This window comes from Streptomyces sp. DG2A-72, from assembly GCF_030499575.1.
Taxonomy (GTDB): domain Bacteria; phylum Actinomycetota; class Actinomycetes; order Streptomycetales; family Streptomycetaceae; genus Streptomyces.
Genome location: NZ_JASTLC010000001.1, coordinates 1794328 through 1815564 on the forward strand (window position 1 = coordinate 1794328; position 21237 = coordinate 1815564).

Sequence of the window (21237 nt, forward strand, 5' to 3'; positions counted from 1 at the left end):
CTCTCACTCTGGAGAACCCCATGTCCTTGCCCACCGTCCCCACGGAGCAGTCCCTGATCGACTGGCTCACCACGCGGGTCGGCGCCTATCTGCGGCGCGACCCGGCCGAGATCGACCCGACGGTGCCGCTCGCCGAGTACGGCCTGGACTCGGTGGCCGCGCTCAGTCTCTGCGGTGATGTGGAGGACCACTTCGGCATCCCCGTGGACCCCACGGCCGCCTGGGACTTCCCGACCGTGCGGGCGCTCGCCGGCCACCTCTGGAAAGAGCTGGAGAACGCCGGATGAGCGCAGTTGCCGTAACCGGTCTCGACTGCCGTTTCCCGGGTGCCGAGGATCCGTACCGCTTCTGGGAGTTGCTGATACGGGGCGGCGACGGCATCAGCCGGGTGCCGCGTGAGCGCTGGGACCCCGGGGTGACGGGCGGCCCCGGCGAGGGCGGCTTCCTCGCGGACGCGGACGCTTTCGACAACGCCTTCTTCACCATCACCCCGCGCGAGGCGGCGTCCATGGATCCGCAGCAGCGGCTGATGCTGCAGTGCGCGTGGCGGGCCTTCGAGGACGCGGGCGTCGCGCCGCACCGGCTGGCGGGGACGGCGACCGGTGTGTTCGTCGGGGTGATGGGCAGCGAGTGGGCACAGCTGACACTGACCGACCTGCCGGGGATCACCCCGCAGATCGGTTCCGGAAACGGCTACTGCATGATCGCCAACCGGGTCTCGTACCACCTGGACCTCAAGGGCCCGTGCCTGGCCGTCGACACGGCGTGCTCGTCGTCGCTGGTCGCGGTGCATCTGGCGGTGAACGCCCTGCTGTCCGGCGAGTGCGACCGGGCCCTGGCGGGCGGCGTCAACATCGCGCTGACGCCCGCGCTCGGCCTGTTCTACGAGCGGGCGGGGCTCGCGGCGCCGGACGGCCGCTGCAAGCCGTTCAGCGCGGGGGCGAACGGCATCGGGCGCGGGGAAGGCGTCGGGGCGGTCGTGCTGCGGCGCCTGGAGGACGCGCTGGCCGACGGCGATCACGTGTACGCGGTGATCCGTGGGACGGCCGTCAACCAGGACGGGCGGAGCAACGGGCTGACCGCGCCGAGCCGTTGGTCGCAGCAGGAGGTGATGGCGGCGGCGTTCCGCAGGGCGGGCGTGGAGCCCGGCGACGTGGTCTTCACCGAGGGGCACGGCACCGGGACCGCTCTCGGCGACATGATCGAGGCGAAGGCCCTCGGCGCCTGGCACGCCGGCCGCGCCCGCCCGATGGCCCTAGGCTCCGTCAAGGGCAACCTCGGCCACACGGAGGGCGCCGCCGGGATCGCCGGCCTCATCAAGGTCGCCCTCGCCCTGCACCACCGCACGGTCCCGGTCAGCCGCTTCGCCGCGCACGAGAACCCCGGGCTCCGCCTGGCGGAGAAGGGGCTGAGGCTCCTGAAGTCACCGCTGAGGCTGTCCGGTCCGGCGCTGGCGGGCCTGAGCAGCTTCGGCATGGGCGGCACGAACGCACACGCCGTCCTGGAGTCGGCGCCCTCAGTCCGTACGACGGCTTCGGCGCCGCCCGCGCTCGGCGCCCATGTCTTCACCCTCACCGCACCCGACGCGCCCGCGCTGCGCCGCAACCTCGCCGCCCAGGCCGAGGCGATCGGCCGACGCCAGTCACCGGTCGGGCCGTTGTGCCGGGCCTCGCATCGGGTCAAGTCGGGGCATGCGGTGCGGGCGGCGGTCGTGGTGGGGGCGGAGGAGGGCAGTTCGCGGCTGGCGGAGGCGCTGCGCGACGAACGGCCCATGGCTGCTCAGCAAGCCCCGCTCATCGCCGCCCTGTTCACCGGCCAGGGTGCCCAGTTCCCCACCATGGGCGCCCAGCTCTACCGTTCGTCCTCGCTCTACCGCCGTCACCTGGACGCGGCCGACGCGGCGCTGCTGCCGTACACCGAGACGTCCGTACGCGACCTGCTGCTGCGCGGCGACCCGGCCGTGCACCGTACGCGCTGGGCGCAACCGGCCCTGTTCGCCGTCGGTTACGCGCTGGGCGCCGCGCTCGCGGATGCCGGTGTGCGCCCGGCGCTGCTGCTCGGGCACAGCGTGGGTGAGTTCGCGGCGGCGGTGCATGCCGAGGCGCTGTCGCTGGCGGACGCGGCCCGGCTGATCGCCGCGCGGGGCGCGCTGATGGAGCAACTCCCGGACGGTGGCGGCATGCTGGCCGTCCATGCGCCCGCGGACCGGCTGCACGAGCTGGTCGAGCGGGAGCCCCTGGTCGGCTTCGCCGCCTTCAACGGCCCCCGGTCCACAGTGCTTTCCGGCGACCTCGCCGCCCTGGACCGCATCGCGTCCGCCCTCGACGGCGTCCGGGTGCGCCGCCTGGAGGTCTCGCACGCCTTCCACTCACCGCTCATGCGGCCGGTCCTCGAACCGTTCCACCGCATCGCCGAGGAGACGGCGGGCGGCGTCCCGCGCATCCCGTTCTACTCGACCGTGCGCGGCAAGGTCCTGGAGTCGGAGCCGCTGGACGCCGCGTACTGGACGGAACACATCAGCGCCCCGGTCCTGTTCGCGGACGCCGCCGCCCAGCTCCTGGACGAGCGCCCCACCCACGTCGTCGAACTCGGCCCCCGCCCGGTCCTGACCGCCCTGGCCCGCCGTATCGCGACCGGCCACCCGCCGGTCCCGCTGCACCCCCTGCCGGGCGAGGCTGCGACCGGGACGGAGCTGGCGGCGACGGTCGCCGCCCTGTACCGGGCGGGCCTGGACGTGGACTGGCCCGCGCAGGACGAGGGACCGACGCGACAGCTGCTGCCGTACACCTTCGCCACGGACGGACGCTTCTGGCGCGGCGGCCTGCCGACTCCGCCTCCGCCCGTGATCGAGGCGGAACCGGAGGAGGTTTCACGCACCGACTCGATCGAGATCCACGTCCTCGAAGCCGTCGCCGGACTCGGCGGCTACGACGTCTCCGCGCTCTCCCCGCACTCGCGTCCGCAGGAGGACCTCGGCCTGGACTCGGTCACGTTGATCGAGTTGAAGGCGCGTGTCGAGGCCCGGCTGCCGTCGCTGGGGCCGCTGCCGGTGGAGGAGCTGCTCGGCCATCTGTCCACGCTCGGCGACCTGATCGCGTACGTCACCGCGCGCGCCGCACAAGGTGGCGTCGCCTCATCGACGGAGTCCGCCCTATGACCGTGCCCGCACCTCCCGCCGTCCCCACCGTCCATGTAGCCGCCGCCGGTTCCGCATTGCCCGGCGCGCCCGTCGACAACGCCTCGCTGGCCGCGTCGCTGGGCGTCAACGAGGAGTGGATCGACCACTTCATCGGCACCCGCACCCGTCACTTCGCCCGCGATCTGAGCACCGGAGAGGTCCGCTGGTCCCTGGCCGACCTGTGCGCGGAGGCCACCTCGCAGGCGATCGAGTGCTCCGGCACCGACCCGGCCGACATCGAGTTCATCGTCCTGGGCACGGCGACGCCGGACCATCTGATGCCGGCCACCGTCAACGAGATCGCCGACCGCCTCGGCCTGGACCAAATCCCCACCTATCAGCTCCAGTCGGGCTGCGCGGGCGCCGTGCAGGCCCTCGCGCTCGCCCACACCTTCATCAGCAGCGGCACCCACCGCACCGGCCTCGCCATCGGCGGCGACGTCTGCACCAAGCATCTCGACCTGCGCCGCGACCTCGCCTCCGCGGCCCCCGGCGACCTGGTCAACTGCGTGCTGTTCGGCGACGGCGCGGGCGCCGCCGTCATCGGCGCCGACGCCGGTGAACGGCCGGTCGCCCTGCGCCGCACCCTCAACCGCTGTACGGGGCTGGGCCGCAGCCCCGGCCAGATCATCGACTGGTTCGGGCTCGCCGACCGGCACGACCAGCGCCAGGTGCTCACCGAGGACTACAAGGCGATCGAGGGCTCGGTGCCCGCCATGGCCGTGGAGATCCTCTGGGAGCTCCTGGACGACCTGGGCTGGTCGGCCGAGGACCTGGACTTCCTTCTGCCGCCGCAGCTGTCGGGCCGTATGACCCGGCTGATCACCGAGCAGCTGGGGCTGCCGGCCGCGCGCGAGATCTCCTGCGTCGCGGACACCGGCAACAACGGCAACGCACTGCCCTTCCTCCAGCTTCAGCAGCTGATGAAGGAGATCGCGGGCGGCCAGAAGGCCCTCGCCGTCGCGGTCGAGTCAAGCAAGTGGATCAAGGCGGGGTTCGCCTTGGAAGGACTGTAGAGCCGTGGAAGGACGGTAGAGATGCCCACAGAGACCCACCCGCTGCCCCTGGCCGAGTTCGCGCGCCTGGTGCGCGGCGAGACCGGCCTCCCCCTCGGCACGACACCCGCCGAGGAAACGGCCCTGCTCGACGCCGACTTCGACGAACTGCCCGAGTGGGACTCCATGTACCTGCTGAAGCTGGTGACCGCCCTGGAGCACACCCTCGGCCGCCCCGTCCCGGTCGGCCGCCTCCTCGAAGCCCGCAGCCTCCGTCAGATCCACGAGCTGGTGATCACGACATGAGCACTTCCTTGACAACCACTCATCCGGTACGCGCCCGCCGCCACACCCTCTACTTCCTGGAGTACGCCGCCCGCCAGCGCCCGGTGTTCCTGGACACGGACGTCGACATGGGCGCCGTCCACGCCCACCGCGCCGCCGCCGAACGCCGCTACTCGACGGTGACGTACGTCCTGTACGCGGCGGGCCGTGTCCTGCACCGCCACCCCGAGGCCAACGCCGTCCTGGCGCCGCGCCGCCTGCGCGCCCCGCGCATCGTGCGTTTCCCGTCGGTCACCGGCAAGCTCGCGCTCGACGCCAAGTCGGCCGGGGGCGAGCGCGTCGTACTGTCCGCGCTGATCCCCGTCCTGGAGTCGGCGACTCTGGACTCCATCCAGGACCAGGTCGACCGCTACCGCTCGCCCGACGTCGCCACCCTCCCGGAGTTCGGTGGCGTACGGGCCCTCGTGCGGCTCCCGGTGTGGCTGGGCCGCGCCGCCTTCGCGCACGCCCTGCGCAGTGCCCGGCGACGTCCTTCGGTCCTCGGCACGGTCTCCGTCAGCTCCCTCGGCCACCGCCCGGTGGACGGCTTCCACTCCACGGGCGGTACGGCGGTGACCCTCACCTGCGGCCGGACGACCCCCCGTCCGGTGGTCCGCGAGGACGGCACCATCGAGGCCGCCCCCGTCATGCGCCTCGGTCTCGCCTTCGACCACCGCGTCCTCGACGGCGCCGCCGCGGCGGACGTCCTCGGGGAGCTGACGGATGCGCTGGAGCACGGCAGTTGGGAGGCCACGTCCGATGCACCCCCACGCCTTGCACCCGTCGCCGAGCTGCGCTCCCCCACCCCCTCCCGTGCCCCTCACCGCCCGGCCGGCTGAGGCCGCTCGGCTGCTCGCGCAGGGGGCGGTCGTGGCGTACGGCTCCGTGTCCGACTGGGCCGACCGGGCGCCGTCGCTGCGGGGCGCGGACGCGGCCAGGCTCCGCGGGCCGGCGCATCCCGAGGTCCGGGCGCGCTTCCTGGCGGCACGGGCCCTGCTCCACCACATCCTCGGGGCCACGGACCTCGCCTACGACCCCGGGGGCCGCCCCCGCCTCTGCGGACCCGCGTCCCGTTACGCCGTCAGCCTCAGCCACACCGACGGCCTGGTCCTCGTGGGCCTGTGCGAGCGCACCGCCGCCCGCCTCACCATCGGCGTCGACCTGGAACGCACCGACCGGCACCTGGACGGCCCCCGCTTCCCGAGCCACATGTGCACCCCGCGCGAACTGGCCCGGCTCGCCCGCACGCCGGCCACCGACCGCAACGCGCTGCTGGTGCGCTGGTGGACGTCGAAGGAGGCGTACAGCAAGGCGGTCGGCCGTGGACTGGCCCTGGACTTCAGGACGTTCGACACCCGTCCCCCGCCGGGCTGGACCCTGCGCACCCACACCCTGACCACCTCGGAGACCACCTACACGGCGGCCGTCGCGATCGGCCCCGAATCCACGAAGGACACCCCATGAGCCTGGACCCGAACCCCCTCACCCTCCCCGGCCCCCTGGCCGAACTCAAGGAGTACGCCCGTCTGCACGCCCGCAACCAGGGCCTGTCCGCCCGCGACACCGCCCGCATCCTGGATCGCATCGGCAACGACACCCCGGACTCCCCCGACTCCTGGACCCACGTCTGGGCCACCCGCGCCGACGAACTCGCCGCCCGCAACCACCTCCTGGACGCCTGCCGCCACTACACGCTGGCCCGCTTCCCGTACCCGTACGACGAACCCCGCCGCCGAGCCCAGCAGGCGGCAGTGGCGACCTTCGACCGCTGGCGGGGCACCCAGTCCGGCATCGAACGCCTCGAACTGCCGCATCCGGAGGGCCCGTTGACCTGCTGGGCGACCGGACTCGACCGGGACCGCCCCCTGCTGGTCGTCATGGGCGGCATCATCAGCGTCAAGGAGCAGTGGGCGCCCCTGCTGCCCCGGCTCAGCCGCATGGGTTTCGCGGCGGTCGTGGCGGAGCTGCCCGGCGTGGGCGAGAACTCCCAGCGCTACACGCCGGATTCCTGGCGCCTGCTCCCGCACCTCCTCGACACCCTGGCCCCCCGCGCCCGCACGGACGCCACCTCTCTACTCTTCCTCAGCTTCAGCGGCCACCTCGCCCTGCGCGCTGCCGCCGCCGACGCCCGCATCCGGCGCATCCTGACGGTGGGCGCCCCGGTCTCGGCGTTCTTCACCGACGCGGACTGGTGGCAGCGCCTGCCCCGGCTGACCCGGGACACGCTGCGCCGCCTGACGGCCACCGCCGACGACACCGAACTACGCGCCGTACTGAAGGACTTCGCCCTCACGCCGACCGTCCTGCAGGACGTCGACGCGTCCGTGCGCTACGTCGCCAGCACCCGCGACGAGATCATCCCGCCCGCCGATCCCGCGCTCCTGCGCTCCGCGCTCGCCGACGTCCGGGTCAAGCAGATCGACGACGTGCACGGATCACCCGGTCATCCGGGGGCGGTACGACGCTGGCTCGCCTGGAATCTGCGGGGAAAGCCGTCCGCTGCCGCACCGGCCGGCTGACCGGCGCCGGCCCGCCGAGGACCCGCGAGTGCACGCGGGCGAGGGCGGGCCCCGGCGGCACGCCCAACTCGTCATGGAGCGACCGCCGTACGGTCCGATAGGCGCGCAGCGCGTCCGCGGTCCGCCCCGCCCGCCGCAGCGCCTCCATCAGATGACAGTGCAGCTGCTCGCGCAGCGGATGCGCATGAGCCAGCTCCGTCAGCTCACCGGTCAGCTCCTCGTGCCGCCCGAGCCGCAGATCGGCCTCGATACGCAACTCCAGGGCCTCCAGCCGCAATTCCTCCAGCCGGGCGGCAGCGGCGGCCAGCGCGGGCCCGTGCTCCACCCCCGCCACGGCGGGCCCCTGCCAGAGGCCCAGCGCCTCACCGAGGACCCGCGAAACGGCCGCGAAGTCGCCGCGGCGCGCGGCGCCCCGCCCCTCCCGGTGCAGTTCCTCGAACCGCTGCAGATCGAACTCACCGGGCCGAACCCGCAGCAGATATCCAGGAGCCCGCGTCACCAGCGGCGCGTCCCCGCCCTCCGCGATCGCCTTACGCAGATGCGAGACATACACCTGCAGGGTCGTCGCCGCGGTACGCGGCGGCCCCTGCGGCCACAACTCGTCGAACAACGCGGACGCGGACACCACACTCCCCGCCCTGAGCAGCAGCGCCGCAAGCACGGCCCGCTGCTTGGCCGCCGAGGGCGTACGGGGTTCGAGCCGAACAGGACCGAGGACACGGAAGCGCATGACGACAGCAGCTCCTCTCAACTCCGGGGGACCAGCGTCCCGCGGAGCCCGGGAGCGGAAAGGGTAAGGACACGGGACATCCACTGGAGCCGAGCTGAAGGCGCCCCGAAGGGGCGCGGGGCTGTGCTCGATTTGCGGCTCCGCCGCGTGGGCGCGACCAGCCCCCACCGGCCCGCAGTCAGCAACCCCCATCAACCCCTACGGCGCCCCCCGCTACCCGACCGACGAGTAAGCCACAACCCCCCGCAGCAACCCATCAACCGCCTTACGCGCACTCTTGGCCACCGTCGAGCCCTCCACAGGAGATGACGCCGCCGAGATCTGCCCCAGCACATCAATCACCTGCTTGCACCACCGCACAAAGTCACCCGCCGGCATCTCCGCCTCACGCAGCACCTCATCGAGGCCCTTCCCGGACGCCCACATATACGCGGCCCAGGCAAAGCCGAGATCCGGCTCACGCTGCCCGACACCCTCGGACTGAGTGATCCGGAACTCCTCCTCCAGCCCGTCCAGCCGCCCCCAGATCCGCACCATCTCACCGAGCGCGGCCTTCGCCTTCCCGGACGGCAGCTTGGGCGCCATCGCATCGTCCCCGACCCGCGCCTCGTACACCAACGCCGAGACACAGGCCGCGAGTTCGGCGGGACCGAGCCCCTCCCACACCCCGGCGCGCAGGCATTCACTCGCGAGCAGATCCAGCTCGCCGTACAGCCGGGCGAGCCGCTTGCCGTGCTCGGTGACCTCGTCACCGCGCAGATAGTCCAGCTCGGTCAGCAACGCGACGATCCGGTCAAACGTACGGGCGATCGTGTTGGTACGGCCCTCGATACGCCGCTCCAGCTGCGAGGTGTCCCGCACCAGCCGGTGATATCGCTCGGCCCAACGCGCGTGATCCTCACGGTCGTTGCATCCATGGCACGGATGCGCCCGGATCGCCGTCCGCAGCCGGGCGATCTCCCGGTCGTCGGCGGCCTGCGACCGCTTCTTGCGATGCCGCTCCGGCGGAATGTGCCCGGCCTTGGTCCGCAGCGCGGAGGCGAGGTCGCGACGCGACTGGGGTGAGCGCGGATTGAAGGACTTCGGGATCCGCATCCGCTCCAACGCCTCGACGGGCACCGGGAAGTCCATCGACGCCAGCCGCTTGACCTGCCGCTCGGCGGTCAGCACCAGCGGGCGCGGCCCGTCGTGGTGCTCGAAGCCACGATGGCCGTTCGACCGCCCGGCCGGCAGTCCCGGATCCAGCACCAGCGCCAGCCCCGCGTACTTGCCGGTCGGCACATGGATGACGTCACCCGGCTTGAGCCTCTCCAGCGCGACGGCGGCCTCGGCGCGCCGCTCCGCCGCGCCCTGCTTGGCCAGTTCGGTCTCCCGGTCCTTCAGCTCACGCCGCAGCCGCGCATACTCCTCGAAGTCCCCGAGGTGGCAGGTCATGGACTCCTTGTAGCCCGCGAGCCCCTCCTCGTTGCGCTGTACCTGCCGCGAGATCCCCACGACCGACTTGTCGGCCTGGAACTGCGCGAAGGACGTCTCCAGCAGCTCCCGCGAGCGGTGCCGCCCGAACTGCTCGACGAGGTTGACCGCCATGTTGTACGACGGCTTGAAGCTGGACCGCAGCGGATACGTGCGCGTACCGGCCAGTCCCGCCAGGTGCTCCGGGCTCATCCCGCGCTGCCACAGCACCACGGCATGTCCTTCGACATCGATGCCGCGGCGCCCGGCACGACCGGTCAACTGGGTGTACTCACCGGGGGTGATGTCGGCGTGCTGCTCGCCGTTCCACTTGACGAGCTTCTCCAGCACCACGGACCGGGCGGGCATGTTGATGCCCAGCGCCAGCGTCTCGGTGGCGAACACGGCCTTGACGAGGCCGCGCACGAACAGCTCCTCGACGACCTCCTTGAACGTCGGCAGCATGCCCGCGTGGTGGGCCGCGATCCCGCGCTCCAGCCCCTCCAGCCACTCGTAGTACCCCAGCACATGCAGGTCTTCGGTGGGAATGGAGGCCGTGCGCTCCTCGACCAGCGAGCGGACCCGCTCCCGTGCCTCGTCGTCGTTGAGCCGCAGCCCGGCGTACAGGCACTGCTGAACGGCGGACTCACAGGCGGCGCGGCTGAAGATGAAGGTGATGGCGGGCAGCAGCCCCTCGGCGTCGAGCCGCTCGATGACCTCGGGCCGTCCGGGCGTCCACACCCGCGACCTGGATCTGCGCTCCCGCTCCCGATCGGCCTCCCGCATGGCCCGCCCGCGTCTGCGGTCCTGGAACGACGGCTTCGTCGCCTCCATGCGCGCGAGCCGGGTGAGGTCCGGGTTGACGGCCTTCTTGTGGCCCTCGCCCTCCTCGAACAGGTCGTACATCCGGCGTCCGGCGAGCACATGCTGGAACAGCGGCACGGGCCGGTGCTCGGAGACGATCACCTCGGTGTCACCGCGGACGGTGTCGAGCCAGTCGCCGAACTCCTCGGCGTTCGACACGGTGGCCGACAGCGACACCAGGGTCACCGACTCCGGAAGGTGAATGATCACCTCTTCCCACACAGCGCCCCGGAACCGGTCGGAGAGGTAGTGCACCTCGTCCATGACCACATATCCGAGTCCGAGGAGGGTCTGCGACCCGGCGTACAGCATGTTCCGCAGCACCTCGGTGGTCATCACGACCACCGGGGCGTCGGAGTTGACGCTGTTGTCACCGGTGAGGAGTCCGACCATGGCCGTGCCGTAACGGCGGCACAGGTCGGCGTACTTCTGGTTCGACAGCGCCTTGATGGGGGTCGTGTAGAAGCACTTCTTGCCCTGCATCAGAGCGAGGTGGACGGCGAACTCGCCCACGATCGTCTTGCCGGAGCCGGTGGGCGCGGCCACCAGCACGCCCTTCCCCGATTCGAGCGCCTCGCAGGCCTCGATCTGGAAAGGGTCGAGGCCGAAGTCGTACATCTCGCGGAAGGAGGCGAGCGCGGTGGCCTGCTCGACAGCGCGCTTACGCGCTGCCGCATACCGCTCGGCCGGTGAGAGGTCCTCTGTCATCGTGCTTTCGAGCGTACCGGGCCCCACTGACAACAGGACGATCAATATCCGGATCTGCGCGGTCCTGCCCCCGGGGCCCGCCGCAAACGCCGGGCGCCCCCACCACGCGTAGTGATGGGGGCGCCCTACGTGTTCGCGCAGTCGGCTACGTCACGTCGTCGTATCCGTTGACCCGGTCCGTGCCCGCCTGCTCGGGCAGCGCCCGGCTGGCGGAGACCGTCTCGACCTCGCCGACATCCTCGGGCGTGAGGTCCAGGTCGGAGGCCTCGTCGTCGGCGGGGCCCATGGCCTCGCGGCGACGCCGACGCCTGTCGTTGATCAGCGAGAAGGCGGTCGCGGCGAAGTACAGGATCCAGATCGGTCCGGCGAGCGCGAGCATGGTCAGCGGGTCGGTGCTGGGCGTCGCGACCGCCGCGAAGACCGTGATACCCATGATCATCGCTCGCCACCAGCCGAGCATCCGCTTGCCGGTGATCGCCCCGGTGAGGTTCAGGAAGATCAGCAACAGGGGCAGCTCGAAGGAGAGGCCGAAGACGATCACCATGCGGGTGACCAGATCGAGCAGGTCGTCCAGCGGCAGGAGGTTGTCCGTGTTCTCCGGGCTGAACTGGAGCAGCACCTCCGCCGTGGTGGGCAGCACCGAGTAGGCGAAGTAGGCGCCGGCGAGGAAGAGCGGAGCGCCCATGCCGACGAACGCGTAGGCGTACTTCTTCTCGTGCCGGTGCAGACCGGGCGCGACGAAGGCCCACAGCTGGAACAGCCAGACCGGCGAGGCCAGAACGACACCGGCCATCAACGACACCTTCAGCGCGAGCGTGAAGGGAGTGAGCAGGCCGTTGATGGTGATCTGCGCGCACGGCTCGGTGGACTTGGACGTGTTCGCCAGTTGCTCGAACGTCTTGCCACAGCCGACCGAGTCGAGGATCGGCTTGGTGAGGATGTTGATGATGTCGTTGTAGAAGAAGGCGGCGACCACCGTGATGGCGACGATGGCCAACAGCGCCTTCGCGAGCCGGTTGCGCAGTTCACGTAGGTGCTCCGCGAGGGGCATCCGCCCCTCGGGATCCCTCTCCTGCTTGCGGGCAGACTTCAGCAACCCACATTCCCATCTCGTGCAGCGGGCCGGTGGTCACCGGCCCTGCGTCAGCGCTTGGTCGTGTCCGTCGGCTCGGTGACCGGGCGCGAGCTGGTCACATCGCCGGGGGCGGCCTGGATGGTGCGCTGAGCCGGGGGCTGCTCTTCGGTGTTCGGCGGGGCCGCCGGGGCGGAGGCGTTGTCCTGGCCCTCGGTCTTCATCGCCTTGGCCTCGCTCTTGAGGATGCGCGCGGACTTGCCGAGCGAGCGCGCCATGTCCGGAAGCTTCTTCGCGCCGAACAGCAGGATGATGACGACGAGGATGAGAATGATCTCGGGGGCTCCGAGCCTTCCGAACATAAGTCTTTACCTTCTCACCGAGGCGGCTGGGGTGGGGTGCTGTCCGATCGGCCGAACACTCATCCGATCGATCGTGCTTGACAGCGATCGTAACGCTCAGGGGTAAACGGGTGGCAATCCCTGTGCGTACTCCCGGTCAGCGACCCGAGCCTCGTTTTCCGGGCCGCGACCAGCAGCGTACCTGCCGGAACCACCTGGGTGACAGGGCGAAGCAGCCCAAAGCGCATCAGACGCAGGACTCACAAGACATTCTCAACCGGATTCAGAGCGAGTCCACAGTGCGCGCCGCGCTCAAAGACGCACGCTCCAGATCCTCCGCGGCCCGGTTGATACGAGCCGCCGAGTCCGAAACCTGCCTGCCCAGGCGCTGTGCCTCAAGGAAGACCCGTACCGCGAGCACACCGAGGACGGCGAGACCGGCAAAACCCACAGCAACCGCGAACATCGGCCAGAACATGACGCCGAGCCTAGAGGGTCGAGTGCAGCCGCAGTGTCCTGACCCCGCCACCCGTCAGCAGCTCGACGATGCGCTCCCCCGCCGGCTTGCGCACGGACGCGCCGCAGTCGGGGCAGGTGAAGGAGTAGAAGGTGGTGCGGCTGGAGGCGCCGATGGCCAGGCGCAGGGCGCTCGCGGTGAGTTCGAAGCGGCCCCGGCAGTCCGGGCAGCCCGCCTTGAACACCACGGGAGTCACGCTTCTCATGCCGGCGAACGCCGACGCCACCGACATTCCCGGCACCCCGGACGCCGACTCGCTCAAAGCCCCTGCTCCTCTTCTCCTGGTCGTTCGCCTCCGGCGCGCCCCGTGCGGCTCACTCCGGCCTGTCGTGCTGCCCGTCGTCCCGCCTGCCCCGCACCCCGTACTCCGCGGGAGCCTGCGCCTCGATGCCGTCGTACGCCGCCAGCGCCTCACGGGCCGCGTGCCGGGCGCTGTCGGCCAGCTCGCGCGGTGACACGATCCGGCCCTCGCGCCCGAGCCGGAGCGCCAGGCGGCGCAGCGACGCCGGGTCGGGGGTGCGCAGAGTGATACGCAGCCCGCCGTCGGGAAGCTCATCCGCGCTGTCGTGCGGGTAGTACTCGGCGACCCAGCGTCCGCCCGGGCCGACCTCGACGACGACCTCCGGGTCCTCGGCGGCGGGCTGCACCAGCCCCTCCGACAGGTCCCGCAGCTCCACCTCGGGGGGCGCGGACGGCTCGTCCAGGATCCTGATCTCGGCGACCCGGTCGAGACGGAAGGTGCGGCGCGCCTCGGAGCGGCGGCACCAGGCCTCCACATAGGTGTGGCCGACGCTGACGAGGCGGATGGGGTCGATCTCGCGCTCGGTGACCTCGTCCCGGGCGGGCGAGTAGTAGCGGATCCACAGGCGGCGGCGCTCGGAGATCGCCCGGTCGACGTCCGCGAAGACGCCGCCCTCCGATTCGAAGGTCACCGACAGCCGGGCGCTGGCGCCGGCGGCCTCACCGGCCGCGGCCTCCACCTTGGCGGTGGCCCGCAGCAGCGCCTGCCGGTCGCTCTCCCGCAGACCGGGCAGCGTGGCGACGGCACGGGCCGCCACCAGCAGTGCGGTCGCCTCGTCGGCGGCAAGCCTCAGCGGCTCCGCTGTCTCCGCCCCGAGGGCGGCAGGGTTGTGCCACCAGATCCGCTCGCCGTCGGTGTCGATGTCGAGCAGGTCGCCGCCGCGGAAGCTGGTGCCGCACATGGGCAGCACATCGAGGTCGGAGACCAGCTCGTCCTCGGTGATCCCGAAAGCACGGGCGACGTCCTCGAGCCGGGCGCCGGGGCGCTCCCTCAGATACGTCACCAGGGAGAGCATCCGGCGGGTCTGGTCGATGGCGTTCACAGGCCTGATCGGTTTGCCGGCCACTGTCTTTCTCCGCTCCCCCTCAGCCCTTGGCCACGGCACGCAGCCGGTCCACCACGTCGGCGCGCAGCTCGGCCGGCTCCAGTACCACCACGTCCGGCCCGAACTCCACCAGCCAGGCGTCCAGCCCGTGCCCGTACGGGATCTCCAACTCGTCCCAGCCGTCGCCCAGTTCCCGCACCGACGCGGCCCTCGCCCGCAAGGGGTACCCCGCGTCCGTGCGCAGCCGGATCAGCGCACTGCGGTCGGCGGTCTCCCCCGCCCAGCTCGCGACGGTCTCCCGGACGGTGACGACATCGGGGACCTCCACGGTGAACCGGCCGCTGCGGGTACGCACCCGGCCGGTGATCCGGGACAGCCGGAACACCCGCTCGGCACCGCGGTCACGGTCCCAGCCCGCCAGATACCAGTGGCCGCGCCAGCACTCCAGCGCCCACGGCTCCACATGCCGGGGTTCGGGATGCGCGGCGGTGGCCTTGCGGTAGTCGAAAGCGACCGGCCGGCGGTCGCGGCAGGCCAGCATCAACGGCTCGAACGCCGCCTCGTGCACCGGAATCCGCGGCTCCAGCGCGCCGTGCGCCTCGTACGGGTCGATGTCCTCGAGCAGCCCGGCCGCGCGCAGCTTCTGCAGCGCGCCACTGGCCGCGCCCGCGAGCCGCGCCTGCTGCCACACCTTGGCGGCCAGCCCCAGAGCGGCGGCCTCCTCGGCGTCGAGGGTGACGGGCGGGAGGCGGTTGCTGTCGCGGCGGGCCAGATAGCCGACCTCACCGTCGAGATTCTCCACCGTCTCGATGACCAGGCCGAGTTCGCGCAGATCGTCCTTGTCCCGCTCGAACATCCGGTTGAAGGAATCGTCCGAGCCGGCTTCCAGATAGGCCTCGATGGACTCACGCAGCTCGCGCTTGCTGAGCGGCCGCCGCGTCCCCAGCAGACACAGCGCCAGGTTCATCAGCCGCTCGGCCTTGGCAATGGCCATCGACGCCCTTCGCCTCCCTATGGTGCTTACGAACGACGACCGTACCGCCCAGCGGTGGCGCGGCAAAAGCCGAGGGCCCATGCCCGCGCAGGCATGGACCCCAGGTGATCGGGTGTGGTCGTACGTCGATCAGACCCCGAGCAGGTCGACCACGAAGATCAGCGTCTCACCGGGCTTGATCGCCGGGGTGGGGCTCTGGTTGCCGTAGGCGAGGTGGGCCGGGATGGTCAGCTGACGCCGGCCGCCGACCTTCATGCCCTGCACGCCCTGGTCCCAGCCCTTGATGACCCGGCCGCCGCCCAGCGGGAAACGGAAGGGCGTGCCACGGTTCCAGCTGGCGTCGAACTCCTCGCCGGTGCTGAAGGCGACACCCACATAGTGGACGGTGACGGTCTGACCCGCCTGCGCCACCGCGCCGTCGCCCTCCCAGATGTCCTTGATCTCCAGGTCCGCCGGGGGCTCGCCGCCCGGGAAGTCGATCTCGGGCTTGTCGATGCTCACTGCAGTGACTCCTATTGGTACGTATGTCATGCGCGATGACTGATGGGCAACCTGCCCAGTCTTACATCACGGCCAGGATGTCGACGGCGAAGACCAGCGTGGAGTTCTTCGGAATGCCCTGCTGCTCCTGGCCACCGAGGGCCTGGTCGGGCGGCAGCACGAGCAGCACCCGGCTGCCGGCCTTCTTGCCCACGAGACCGTTCTTCAGGCCCTTGATCGACAACTGGTCCAGCGGAAACGTCGCCGTCTTGCCCGTCTGGTACGTGCTGTCGAACTGCTTGCCGCCGTCCCAGAGCAGGGCCACGTAGTTCACGACCACAGTGTCCGTGCCCTTCACGACAGCGCCGTCGCTCTCCAGCACGTAGTTGGAGACGAGCTTCTTCGGCGGTTCGCTGTCCTTCGGCATCGTCACCTTCGGTGCCTTGCCGTCGGTGTTCGTGCCGACCTTCGGCAGGTCGATGCTGTCCTGCGCGACCTCCGTGCCCTTCGCCGACGCGGGGATGGTCGTGCCCTTCACGATGTCCACGACGAACACCAGCGTGGCGTTGGCCTTGATGTCACCCTGGCCCTGCGCCCCGTACCCCAGGTCCGGGGGGATCACCAGCTCCACCCGGCTGCCGACCTTCTGGCCCTCCAGGCCCTTCTCCCAGCCCTGGATGACGCCGCCCGCACCCAGCGTGAGCGAGAACGGCTGACCGCGGTCGAAGCTGTTGTCGAACGGCTTGGACTCGTCGTACTCCTGACCGAGGTAGTTCACCTCGGCGGCGTCGCCCTTTTTGAGCTTCGCACCGTCCCCCTCCTTGATGACCTCGACCTTCAGCTCCTTCGGCGGATCGCCCTCCCCCTTGGCCAGGGTCGGCTTCTGCCCGAACTCGGCACCCTTGGTGACCGCGGGCACTCCGTTCTTGGTGGAGCTGGAGTCGGAGCCCTTGTCGTCGCTGCCGCAGGCCGCCGCGGAGAGCAGCAGCAGCGGCACGACGAGAAGGCCGGCAATTCGGCGCACGTGTTCCTCAGATCTCAGACGGCACTGTGGTCGCCCGCCACTCTAGGGTGTGCGGCGGGCCCCGTACGAGAACGTACGGGGCCCTTGGCACGTTTCCTCAATTCCGGGGTCACATTCCCGCGATCAGCTTCTCCACGCGGTCGTCCACCGAACGGAACGGGTCCTTGCACAACACCGTGCGCTGTGCCTGGTCATTGAGCTTCAGGTGCACCCAGTCGACCGTGAAGTCACGGCGCTGTTCCTGAGCCCTGCGGATGAAGTCACCGCGCAGCCGGGCCCGAGTGGTCTGCGGCGGAACCGACTTGCCCTCGAAGATCTTCAAGTCATTGCAGATCCGGGCGGCTTGACCCTTTTTCTCCAGCAGGTAGTAAAGACCTCGCCTGCGATGGATGTCGTGGTAGGCGAGGTCTATCTGCGCCACGCGCGGATGCGACATGGTCATGTTGTGCTTGGCGCGGTACCGCTCGATGAGCTTGTACTTCATCACCCAGTCGATCTCGGTGCCGATCCGGTCGAGGTCCTCGGCCTCGATCGCGTCCAGGGTGCGGCCCCACAGCTCCAGGACCTGCTCCACGGTGCCGGTACGGATCCCGCGGCGCTCGCAGAAGTCCACGGCCTTCTCGTAGTACTCGCGCTGCACTTCCAGCGCCGAGGCCTCGCGCCCGCTGGCCAGACGCACCTTGCGCCGGCCCGTGATGTCATGGCTGACCTCGCGGATCGCCCGGATCGGGTTCTCCAGGGTCAGGTCCCGCATCACCGTGCCCGCCTCGATCATGCGCAGCACCAGGTCGGTCGCGCCGACCTTCAGCAGCATGGTCGTCTCGGACATGTTCGAGTCGCCCACGATGACATGCAGGCGGCGGTAGCGCTCGGCGTCCGCGTGCGGTTCGTCGCGGGTGTTGATGATGGGCCGGGAACGCGTCGTCGCCGAGGACACGCCCTCCCAGATGTGCTCGGCCCGCTGGCTGACGCAGTACACGGCGCCACGCGGGGTCTGCAACACCTTGCCCGCACCGCACAGCAGCTGGCGGGTGACAAGGAACGGAATGAGAATGTCCGCGAGCCGGGAGAACTCCCCGTGCCGCGCCACCAGATAGTTCTCGTGGCAGCCGTAGGAGTTGCCTGCCGAGTCGGTGTTGTTCTTGAAGAGGTAGACGTCGCCCGCGATTCCTTCCTCGTGCAGGCGTCGTTCGGCGTCCACCAGGAGTCCCTCGAGAATGCGCTCGCCGGCCTTGTCGTGGGTGACCAGCTCGGTCACGTTGTCACATTCGGGTGTCGCGTATTCCGGATGTGAGCCCACGTCGAGATAGAGGCGGGCGCCGTTTCGCAGAAAGACATTGCTGCTGCGGCCCCATGACACGACACGGCGGAAGAGGTACCGCGCCACCTCGTCGGGAGACAGGCGCCGCTGTCCCCTGAACGTACACGTGACGCCGTACTCGTTCTCCAGCCCGAAAATGCGGCGGTCCATGAGTGAACATTACGCCCGATCCCCTGAGCTGAAACGGGGTTCGACCGCACGGTTGCGATCATTTTCCGATGCGGCCGCCACCACGGCCCGCCCACCGGGCGCCGCCAGCACCCGCACGGTGACCAGCACAACCAGCAGCGACACCCCACCAGCGGCACCCGGCACGGCGAAGCCCCACAGCGTCCCACCGCCCTCGACGACGGGACCCGTGAGGCCAGTTCCGACCGACGCCCCGACCGTGAACGTCGTCACCAGCCACGAGAACGCCTCCGTGACCGTCCCCCTCGGCGCATGCCGGTCCACGAGCACGAACGCACACGCGATGCACGGCGCGAGGAACACCCCGGACAGCACACTGAGCAACGTCATGGCGACCGCACCCGGCATGAACATCAGCGGCAGATAACACACCGCCAGAAGAGCCACCAGCCCACACAGTCGCCGCGCCGGCTCACCGGTCCACTGCCGCGCCCCGTACACGGTGCCGCCGACCAGCGCACCCAGCCCCAGCCCCGCCATCAGCCAGCCGTACACCGCGTCACCGCCGTTGTCGTCCGCGTACGACACGGCCGCCACCGTGATGGAACCCAGCGCGATACCGACGAACAGAAACGCACCCAGCAACGCCAGCAGCCCGGGCGAACGCAACGCACCCAGCCAGTGCGCCTCACGCGGCGCCGAACGCCACGCGCGCGAAGGCGGCGACACGACCACGGACAGCGCGCCGAGAACCCCGATGACGTTCAGCACCAGCAGCGCGGTCTGCGCCGACCACAGCGACACACACACGGTCACCAGCAACGGCCCCACGGTGAACATGACTTCCTGCGCGACCGCGTCCATCGCGTACGCCGTGTGCACCTGGCCCTCCTTACGGAGGACACTCGGCCACAGCGCCCGCAGACCGCCCTCCAGAGGCGGCGTGAAGAGCCCGGCAGCCGCCACGGCCGCATGGGCGAGCGGCAACGGGTCGGTGCCCGAGAAGGCGAACACCGCCATCGCCAGCCCCGACAGCACGGCGGCCGGCAGCTGTATGCGCGGCTGCCCGTACAGGTCAACCAGCCGCCCCAGCACCGGCTGGCCCACGGCGTTCGCGACCCCGTACACGGCCGCCAGCGCCCCCGCGAGGCTGTACGTGCCGCCCTCCGCCCGCACGAACAGCACGATCGCGATCGCGCAGGTCGCGTTCGGCAGCCGGCCCACGAGCGTGCCGACGAGCAGCCGGGTGGCATGCCTCGCCCTGAGGATCTCCAGGTATCCCACGGCCGTGTCCCGCCCTTCCGCTCGCCGACCCCATTGAGGTGTTACGTATAACGCCCTTCGTCATACGTACCATGTGCGCTGTCCACCAGTCCAGACGAAAGAGCAGGTCGCACGGTGGCACCAGGCAGCACCCGCCCCACCAGCCGTGACGTCGCCCAGGCCGCCGGGGTCTCCCAGGCCGCGGTCTCCCTCGTCCTCGGCGACAAATGGCGCGGCCGGGTCTCGGAAACCACCGCCGAACGCGTACGACAAGCCGCACGCGACCTCGGCTACCGCCCCAACCTCGCCGCCCGCAACCTCCGCCTCGGCCACACCCGCACCGTCCTGCTCGTGGTCCCCGCACTGACGACCGAATTCTTCGCCGGCGTCTACACCGGAGCGGCCCGCATCGCCGCCAAACACGGCTTCGGCGTCGTCCTCTACCCCTCCCCCGAAGGCATCGGTCCCGCCCGCGACCCCTTCGCCTCCGCCCAGGCAGCCCTCGACGGCATCATCGCCTCCTCCATGGCCGCCGACGCCCTCACCGCCATCCGTGGCGACCAACTCCCCCTCGTCATGCTCGACAGCGACCCGGACGGCAGCCTCGGCGCCGCCACCGTCAACCTCGACATCACCGACGGCGTCCGCCAGGTTGCCGAACACCTCCTCGGCCTCGGCCACCGCCACTTCCTCCACCTCGCGGCAGACATCCCCTCCTGGACCTTCGAAGTACGCGCACGTGAACTGGCCGCACGAGTCGGCACGGTCCCCGGCACGTCCGTACGCACGGCCCACGCACCCATCTCCATCGACGGCGCCCGCATCGCCGCCGAGACCGCGCTCTCCGCCCCCGCAGGCCCCCGGCCCACCGCACTGGTCTGCGACGACGACAAACTCGCCGCCGGCGCCTACAAGGCCGTACGCCGCCTCGGCCTGCGCATCCCCGACGACATCTCCGTCACCGGCCTCGACGACCTCGCCCTCGCCACCGCCATCGACCCCGAGCTGACGACCGTACGCCTGGACGCGGAACTGTTCGGCGAACGCGGCATGCAGGCGCTACTGGCGGTCCTGGACGGCCGTACACCGGAACCGGGCGACATTCCCGTCGAACTCGTCGTACGAGGCTCCACAGCGCCGCCCAGCGCCCGCTGACACGCCTGTGCCCCGTCCGCACAAGGCGGCCGGGGCACACAAGGCAAAGCAAGACAGGGCGATCGGCGGACCTACTCCTCGTCCTCGGAACCCTCGGCCTCCGCCGCGGTCTCCGCACCGCCCGCCTCCAGCAACCGGGCCAGCTGCGGACCCGTGATCCGCTTGAACTTCCGCGCCTGCGGACGCGTACGGTCCAGCACCGCGACCTCCAGCCCCTCCGCGGGAATCTCCCGCTGCGTGCCGTTGGTGTCCCGGGACAACGCCTGCACGGCCAGCTTCAGCGCCTCCGCCAGAGTCATACCGTCCTGGTGACGCTGATCGAGATAACTACTGATCTGCTCCGCATTGCCACCGACCGCGACCGAACCATGCTCGTCGACGATCGAACCGTCATGCGGCAACCGGTAAATCTGATCACCCTCCGGCGTCTCCCCCACCTCGGCGACGACCAGCTCCACCTCGTACGGCTTCTCCGCCGCACTGGAGAAGATCGTGCCCAGCGTCTGGGCATACACATTCGCCAGGCCACGAGCGGTCACGTCATCACGGTCATAGGTGTAACCACGCAGGTCGGCATACCGGACGCCACCGATCCTGAGGTTCTCGTACTCGTTGTACTTACCGGCCGCCGCAAAACCGATCCGGTCATAGATCTCGCTGAACTTGTGCAGCGCGCGGGACGGATTCTCCCCGATGAACACGATGCCATCGGCATACTGCAACACGACCAGGCTGCGGCCACGCGCGATGCCCTTCCGGGCGAACTCCGCACGGTCGGTCATCGCCTGCTGAGGTGAGACATAGAACGGCGTCGACACCGGCTAC

21 protein-coding genes are annotated in these 21237 nt (G+C 70.5%); 8 read left to right on the forward strand and 13 right to left on the reverse strand.

Annotation, left to right across the window (positions count from 1 at the left end; all coding sequences use genetic code 11):
- Window positions 1-20: 20 nt before the first annotated feature.
- Genes QQY66_RS08665 through QQY66_RS08695 form a run of 7 tightly spaced genes read left to right on the forward strand, consistent with a single transcriptional unit; the run spans window position 21 to window position 7016 of the window.
- Window positions 21-287: an acyl carrier protein gene (locus tag QQY66_RS08665; protein ID WP_301978518.1), complete on the forward strand. Its 267-nt coding sequence runs from the start codon at window positions 21-23 to the stop codon at window positions 285-287.
- Entirely contained in the window at window positions 284-3157 is a 2874-nt protein-coding gene (locus QQY66_RS08670; RefSeq protein WP_301978519.1) for a type I polyketide synthase, read from the forward strand. Before QQY66_RS08665 ends, QQY66_RS08670 begins: the two co-directional genes overlap by 4 nt.
- Window positions 3154-4194, forward strand: coding sequence for a 3-oxoacyl-ACP synthase III family protein (locus QQY66_RS08675; protein ID WP_301978520.1), 1041 nt, complete (start codon window positions 3154-3156; stop codon window positions 4192-4194). Before QQY66_RS08670 ends, QQY66_RS08675 begins: the two co-directional genes overlap by 4 nt.
- Before the next feature lie 21 nt (window positions 4195-4215).
- Window positions 4216-4479 (forward strand): acyl carrier protein, encoded by a 264-nt coding sequence (locus QQY66_RS08680; protein ID WP_301978521.1) that lies wholly within the window; start codon window positions 4216-4218, stop codon window positions 4477-4479.
- A gap of 8 nt (window positions 4480-4487) precedes the next feature.
- On the forward strand, window positions 4488-5336 hold the full coding sequence (locus QQY66_RS08685; protein ID WP_301978522.1) for a 2-oxo acid dehydrogenase subunit E2: 849 nt from the start codon (window positions 4488-4490) through the stop codon (window positions 5334-5336).
- Window positions 5311-5961 (forward strand): 4'-phosphopantetheinyl transferase superfamily protein, encoded by a 651-nt coding sequence (locus QQY66_RS08690; RefSeq protein WP_301978523.1) that lies wholly within the window; start codon window positions 5311-5313, stop codon window positions 5959-5961. Before QQY66_RS08685 ends, QQY66_RS08690 begins: the two co-directional genes overlap by 26 nt.
- Window positions 5958-7016, forward strand: coding sequence for an alpha/beta hydrolase (locus QQY66_RS08695; protein WP_301978524.1), 1059 nt, complete (start codon window positions 5958-5960; stop codon window positions 7014-7016). Before QQY66_RS08690 ends, QQY66_RS08695 begins: the two co-directional genes overlap by 4 nt.
- Here the strand turns inward: QQY66_RS08695 and QQY66_RS08700 are convergent.
- The 12 genes from QQY66_RS08700 to QQY66_RS08755 all read right to left on the reverse strand — a co-directional run bounded on the left by QQY66_RS08700 (window position 6907) and on the right by QQY66_RS08755 (window position 19278).
- Window positions 6907-7746, reverse strand: a complete 840-nt coding sequence (locus tag QQY66_RS08700) for an AfsR/SARP family transcriptional regulator (RefSeq protein WP_301978525.1) — start codon at window positions 7744-7746, stop codon at window positions 6907-6909. The two genes, QQY66_RS08695 and QQY66_RS08700, sit on opposite strands and share 110 nt — an antisense overlap.
- Before the next feature lie 213 nt (window positions 7747-7959).
- The gene (locus QQY66_RS08705) at window positions 7960-10815 is read right to left on the reverse strand and encodes an RNA helicase (RefSeq protein ID WP_301978526.1); all 2856 of its coding nucleotides are present in this window, start codon (window positions 10813-10815) and stop codon (window positions 7960-7962) included.
- 100 nt (window positions 10816-10915) lie between these two features.
- A complete protein-coding gene (tatC, locus tag QQY66_RS08710) occupies window positions 10916-11866 on the reverse strand; it encodes a twin-arginine translocase subunit TatC (RefSeq protein WP_301978527.1) in 951 nt (316 codons plus the stop codon).
- Between the two features lie 47 nt (window positions 11867-11913).
- A complete protein-coding gene (tatA, locus tag QQY66_RS08715; protein WP_301978528.1) occupies window positions 11914-12204 on the reverse strand; it encodes a Sec-independent protein translocase subunit TatA in 291 nt (96 codons plus the stop codon).
- A gap of 262 nt (window positions 12205-12466) precedes the next feature.
- Window positions 12467-12661 carry a hypothetical protein gene (locus QQY66_RS08720; protein WP_301978529.1) on the reverse strand — a complete coding sequence of 65 codons (195 nt, stop codon included), beginning with the start codon at window positions 12659-12661 and terminating at the stop codon, window positions 12467-12469.
- A 10-nt stretch (window positions 12662-12671) separates the two neighbouring features.
- On the reverse strand, window positions 12672-12962 hold the full coding sequence (locus tag QQY66_RS08725) for a hypothetical protein (protein ID WP_301978530.1): 291 nt from the start codon (window positions 12960-12962) through the stop codon (window positions 12672-12674).
- Window positions 12963-13014: 52 nt separating this feature from the next.
- Window positions 13015-14067 carry a YafY family protein gene (locus QQY66_RS08730; RefSeq protein WP_301978531.1) on the reverse strand — a complete coding sequence of 351 codons (1053 nt, stop codon included), beginning with the start codon at window positions 14065-14067 and terminating at the stop codon, window positions 13015-13017.
- A 19-nt stretch (window positions 14068-14086) separates the two neighbouring features.
- Window positions 14087-15040, reverse strand: coding sequence for a YafY family protein (locus QQY66_RS08735; RefSeq protein ID WP_301978532.1), 954 nt, complete (start codon window positions 15038-15040; stop codon window positions 14087-14089).
- A gap of 129 nt (window positions 15041-15169) precedes the next feature.
- Window positions 15170-15541, reverse strand: coding sequence for an FKBP-type peptidyl-prolyl cis-trans isomerase (locus tag QQY66_RS08740; protein WP_030053355.1), 372 nt, complete (start codon window positions 15539-15541; stop codon window positions 15170-15172).
- Window positions 15542-15602: 61 nt separating this feature from the next.
- On the reverse strand, window positions 15603-16544 hold the full coding sequence (locus tag QQY66_RS08745) for an FKBP-type peptidyl-prolyl cis-trans isomerase (protein ID WP_301978533.1): 942 nt from the start codon (window positions 16542-16544) through the stop codon (window positions 15603-15605).
- A 109-nt stretch (window positions 16545-16653) separates the two neighbouring features.
- Window positions 16654-18015 carry a Pup--protein ligase gene (gene pafA, locus QQY66_RS08750; protein ID WP_028801611.1) on the reverse strand — a complete coding sequence of 454 codons (1362 nt, stop codon included), beginning with the start codon at window positions 18013-18015 and terminating at the stop codon, window positions 16654-16656.
- 9 nt (window positions 18016-18024) lie between these two features.
- Window positions 18025-19278 (reverse strand): MFS transporter, encoded by a 1254-nt coding sequence (locus tag QQY66_RS08755; RefSeq protein WP_301978534.1) that lies wholly within the window; start codon window positions 19276-19278, stop codon window positions 18025-18027.
- Between the two features lie 114 nt (window positions 19279-19392).
- Between QQY66_RS08755 and QQY66_RS08760 the strand changes: the two genes are divergently transcribed.
- Window positions 19393-20412 carry a LacI family DNA-binding transcriptional regulator gene (locus tag QQY66_RS08760; protein ID WP_301978535.1) on the forward strand — a complete coding sequence of 340 codons (1020 nt, stop codon included), beginning with the start codon at window positions 19393-19395 and terminating at the stop codon, window positions 20410-20412.
- Window positions 20413-20483: 71 nt separating this feature from the next.
- Here QQY66_RS08760 and prcA read toward each other — a convergent pair whose 3' ends face one another.
- Window positions 20484-21230 (reverse strand): proteasome subunit alpha, encoded by a 747-nt coding sequence (prcA, locus tag QQY66_RS08765; protein ID WP_301978536.1) that lies wholly within the window; start codon window positions 21228-21230, stop codon window positions 20484-20486.
- Window positions 21231-21237: the final 7 nt, after the last annotated feature.

Excerpts from the sequence above, each read along its gene's own strand:
- QQY66_RS08665 (WP_301978518.1), top strand. The coding sequence starts at position 21 with ATGTCCTTGCCCACCGTCCCCACGGAGCAGTCCCTGATCGACTGGCTC.
- QQY66_RS08670 (WP_301978519.1), top strand. The coding sequence starts at position 284 with ATGAGCGCAGTTGCCGTAACCGGTCTCGACTGCCGTTTCCCGGGTGCC.
- QQY66_RS08675 (WP_301978520.1), top strand. The coding sequence starts at position 3,154 with ATGACCGTGCCCGCACCTCCCGCCGTCCCCACCGTCCATGTAGCCGCC.
- QQY66_RS08680 (WP_301978521.1), top strand. The coding sequence starts at position 4,216 with ATGCCCACAGAGACCCACCCGCTGCCCCTGGCCGAGTTCGCGCGCCTG.
- QQY66_RS08695 (WP_301978524.1), top strand. The coding sequence starts at position 5,958 with ATGAGCCTGGACCCGAACCCCCTCACCCTCCCCGGCCCCCTGGCCGAA.
- QQY66_RS08700 (WP_301978525.1), bottom strand. The coding sequence starts at position 7,746 with ATGCGCTTCCGTGTCCTCGGTCCTGTTCGGCTCGAACCCCGTACGCCC.
- tatA (WP_301978528.1), bottom strand. The coding sequence starts at position 12,204 with ATGTTCGGAAGGCTCGGAGCCCCCGAGATCATTCTCATCCTCGTCGTC.
- QQY66_RS08720 (WP_301978529.1), bottom strand. The coding sequence starts at position 12,661 with ATGTTCTGGCCGATGTTCGCGGTTGCTGTGGGTTTTGCCGGTCTCGCC.
- QQY66_RS08735 (WP_301978532.1), bottom strand. The coding sequence starts at position 15,040 with ATGGCCATTGCCAAGGCCGAGCGGCTGATGAACCTGGCGCTGTGTCTG.
- pafA (WP_028801611.1), bottom strand. The coding sequence starts at position 18,015 with ATGGACCGCCGCATTTTCGGGCTGGAGAACGAGTACGGCGTCACGTGT.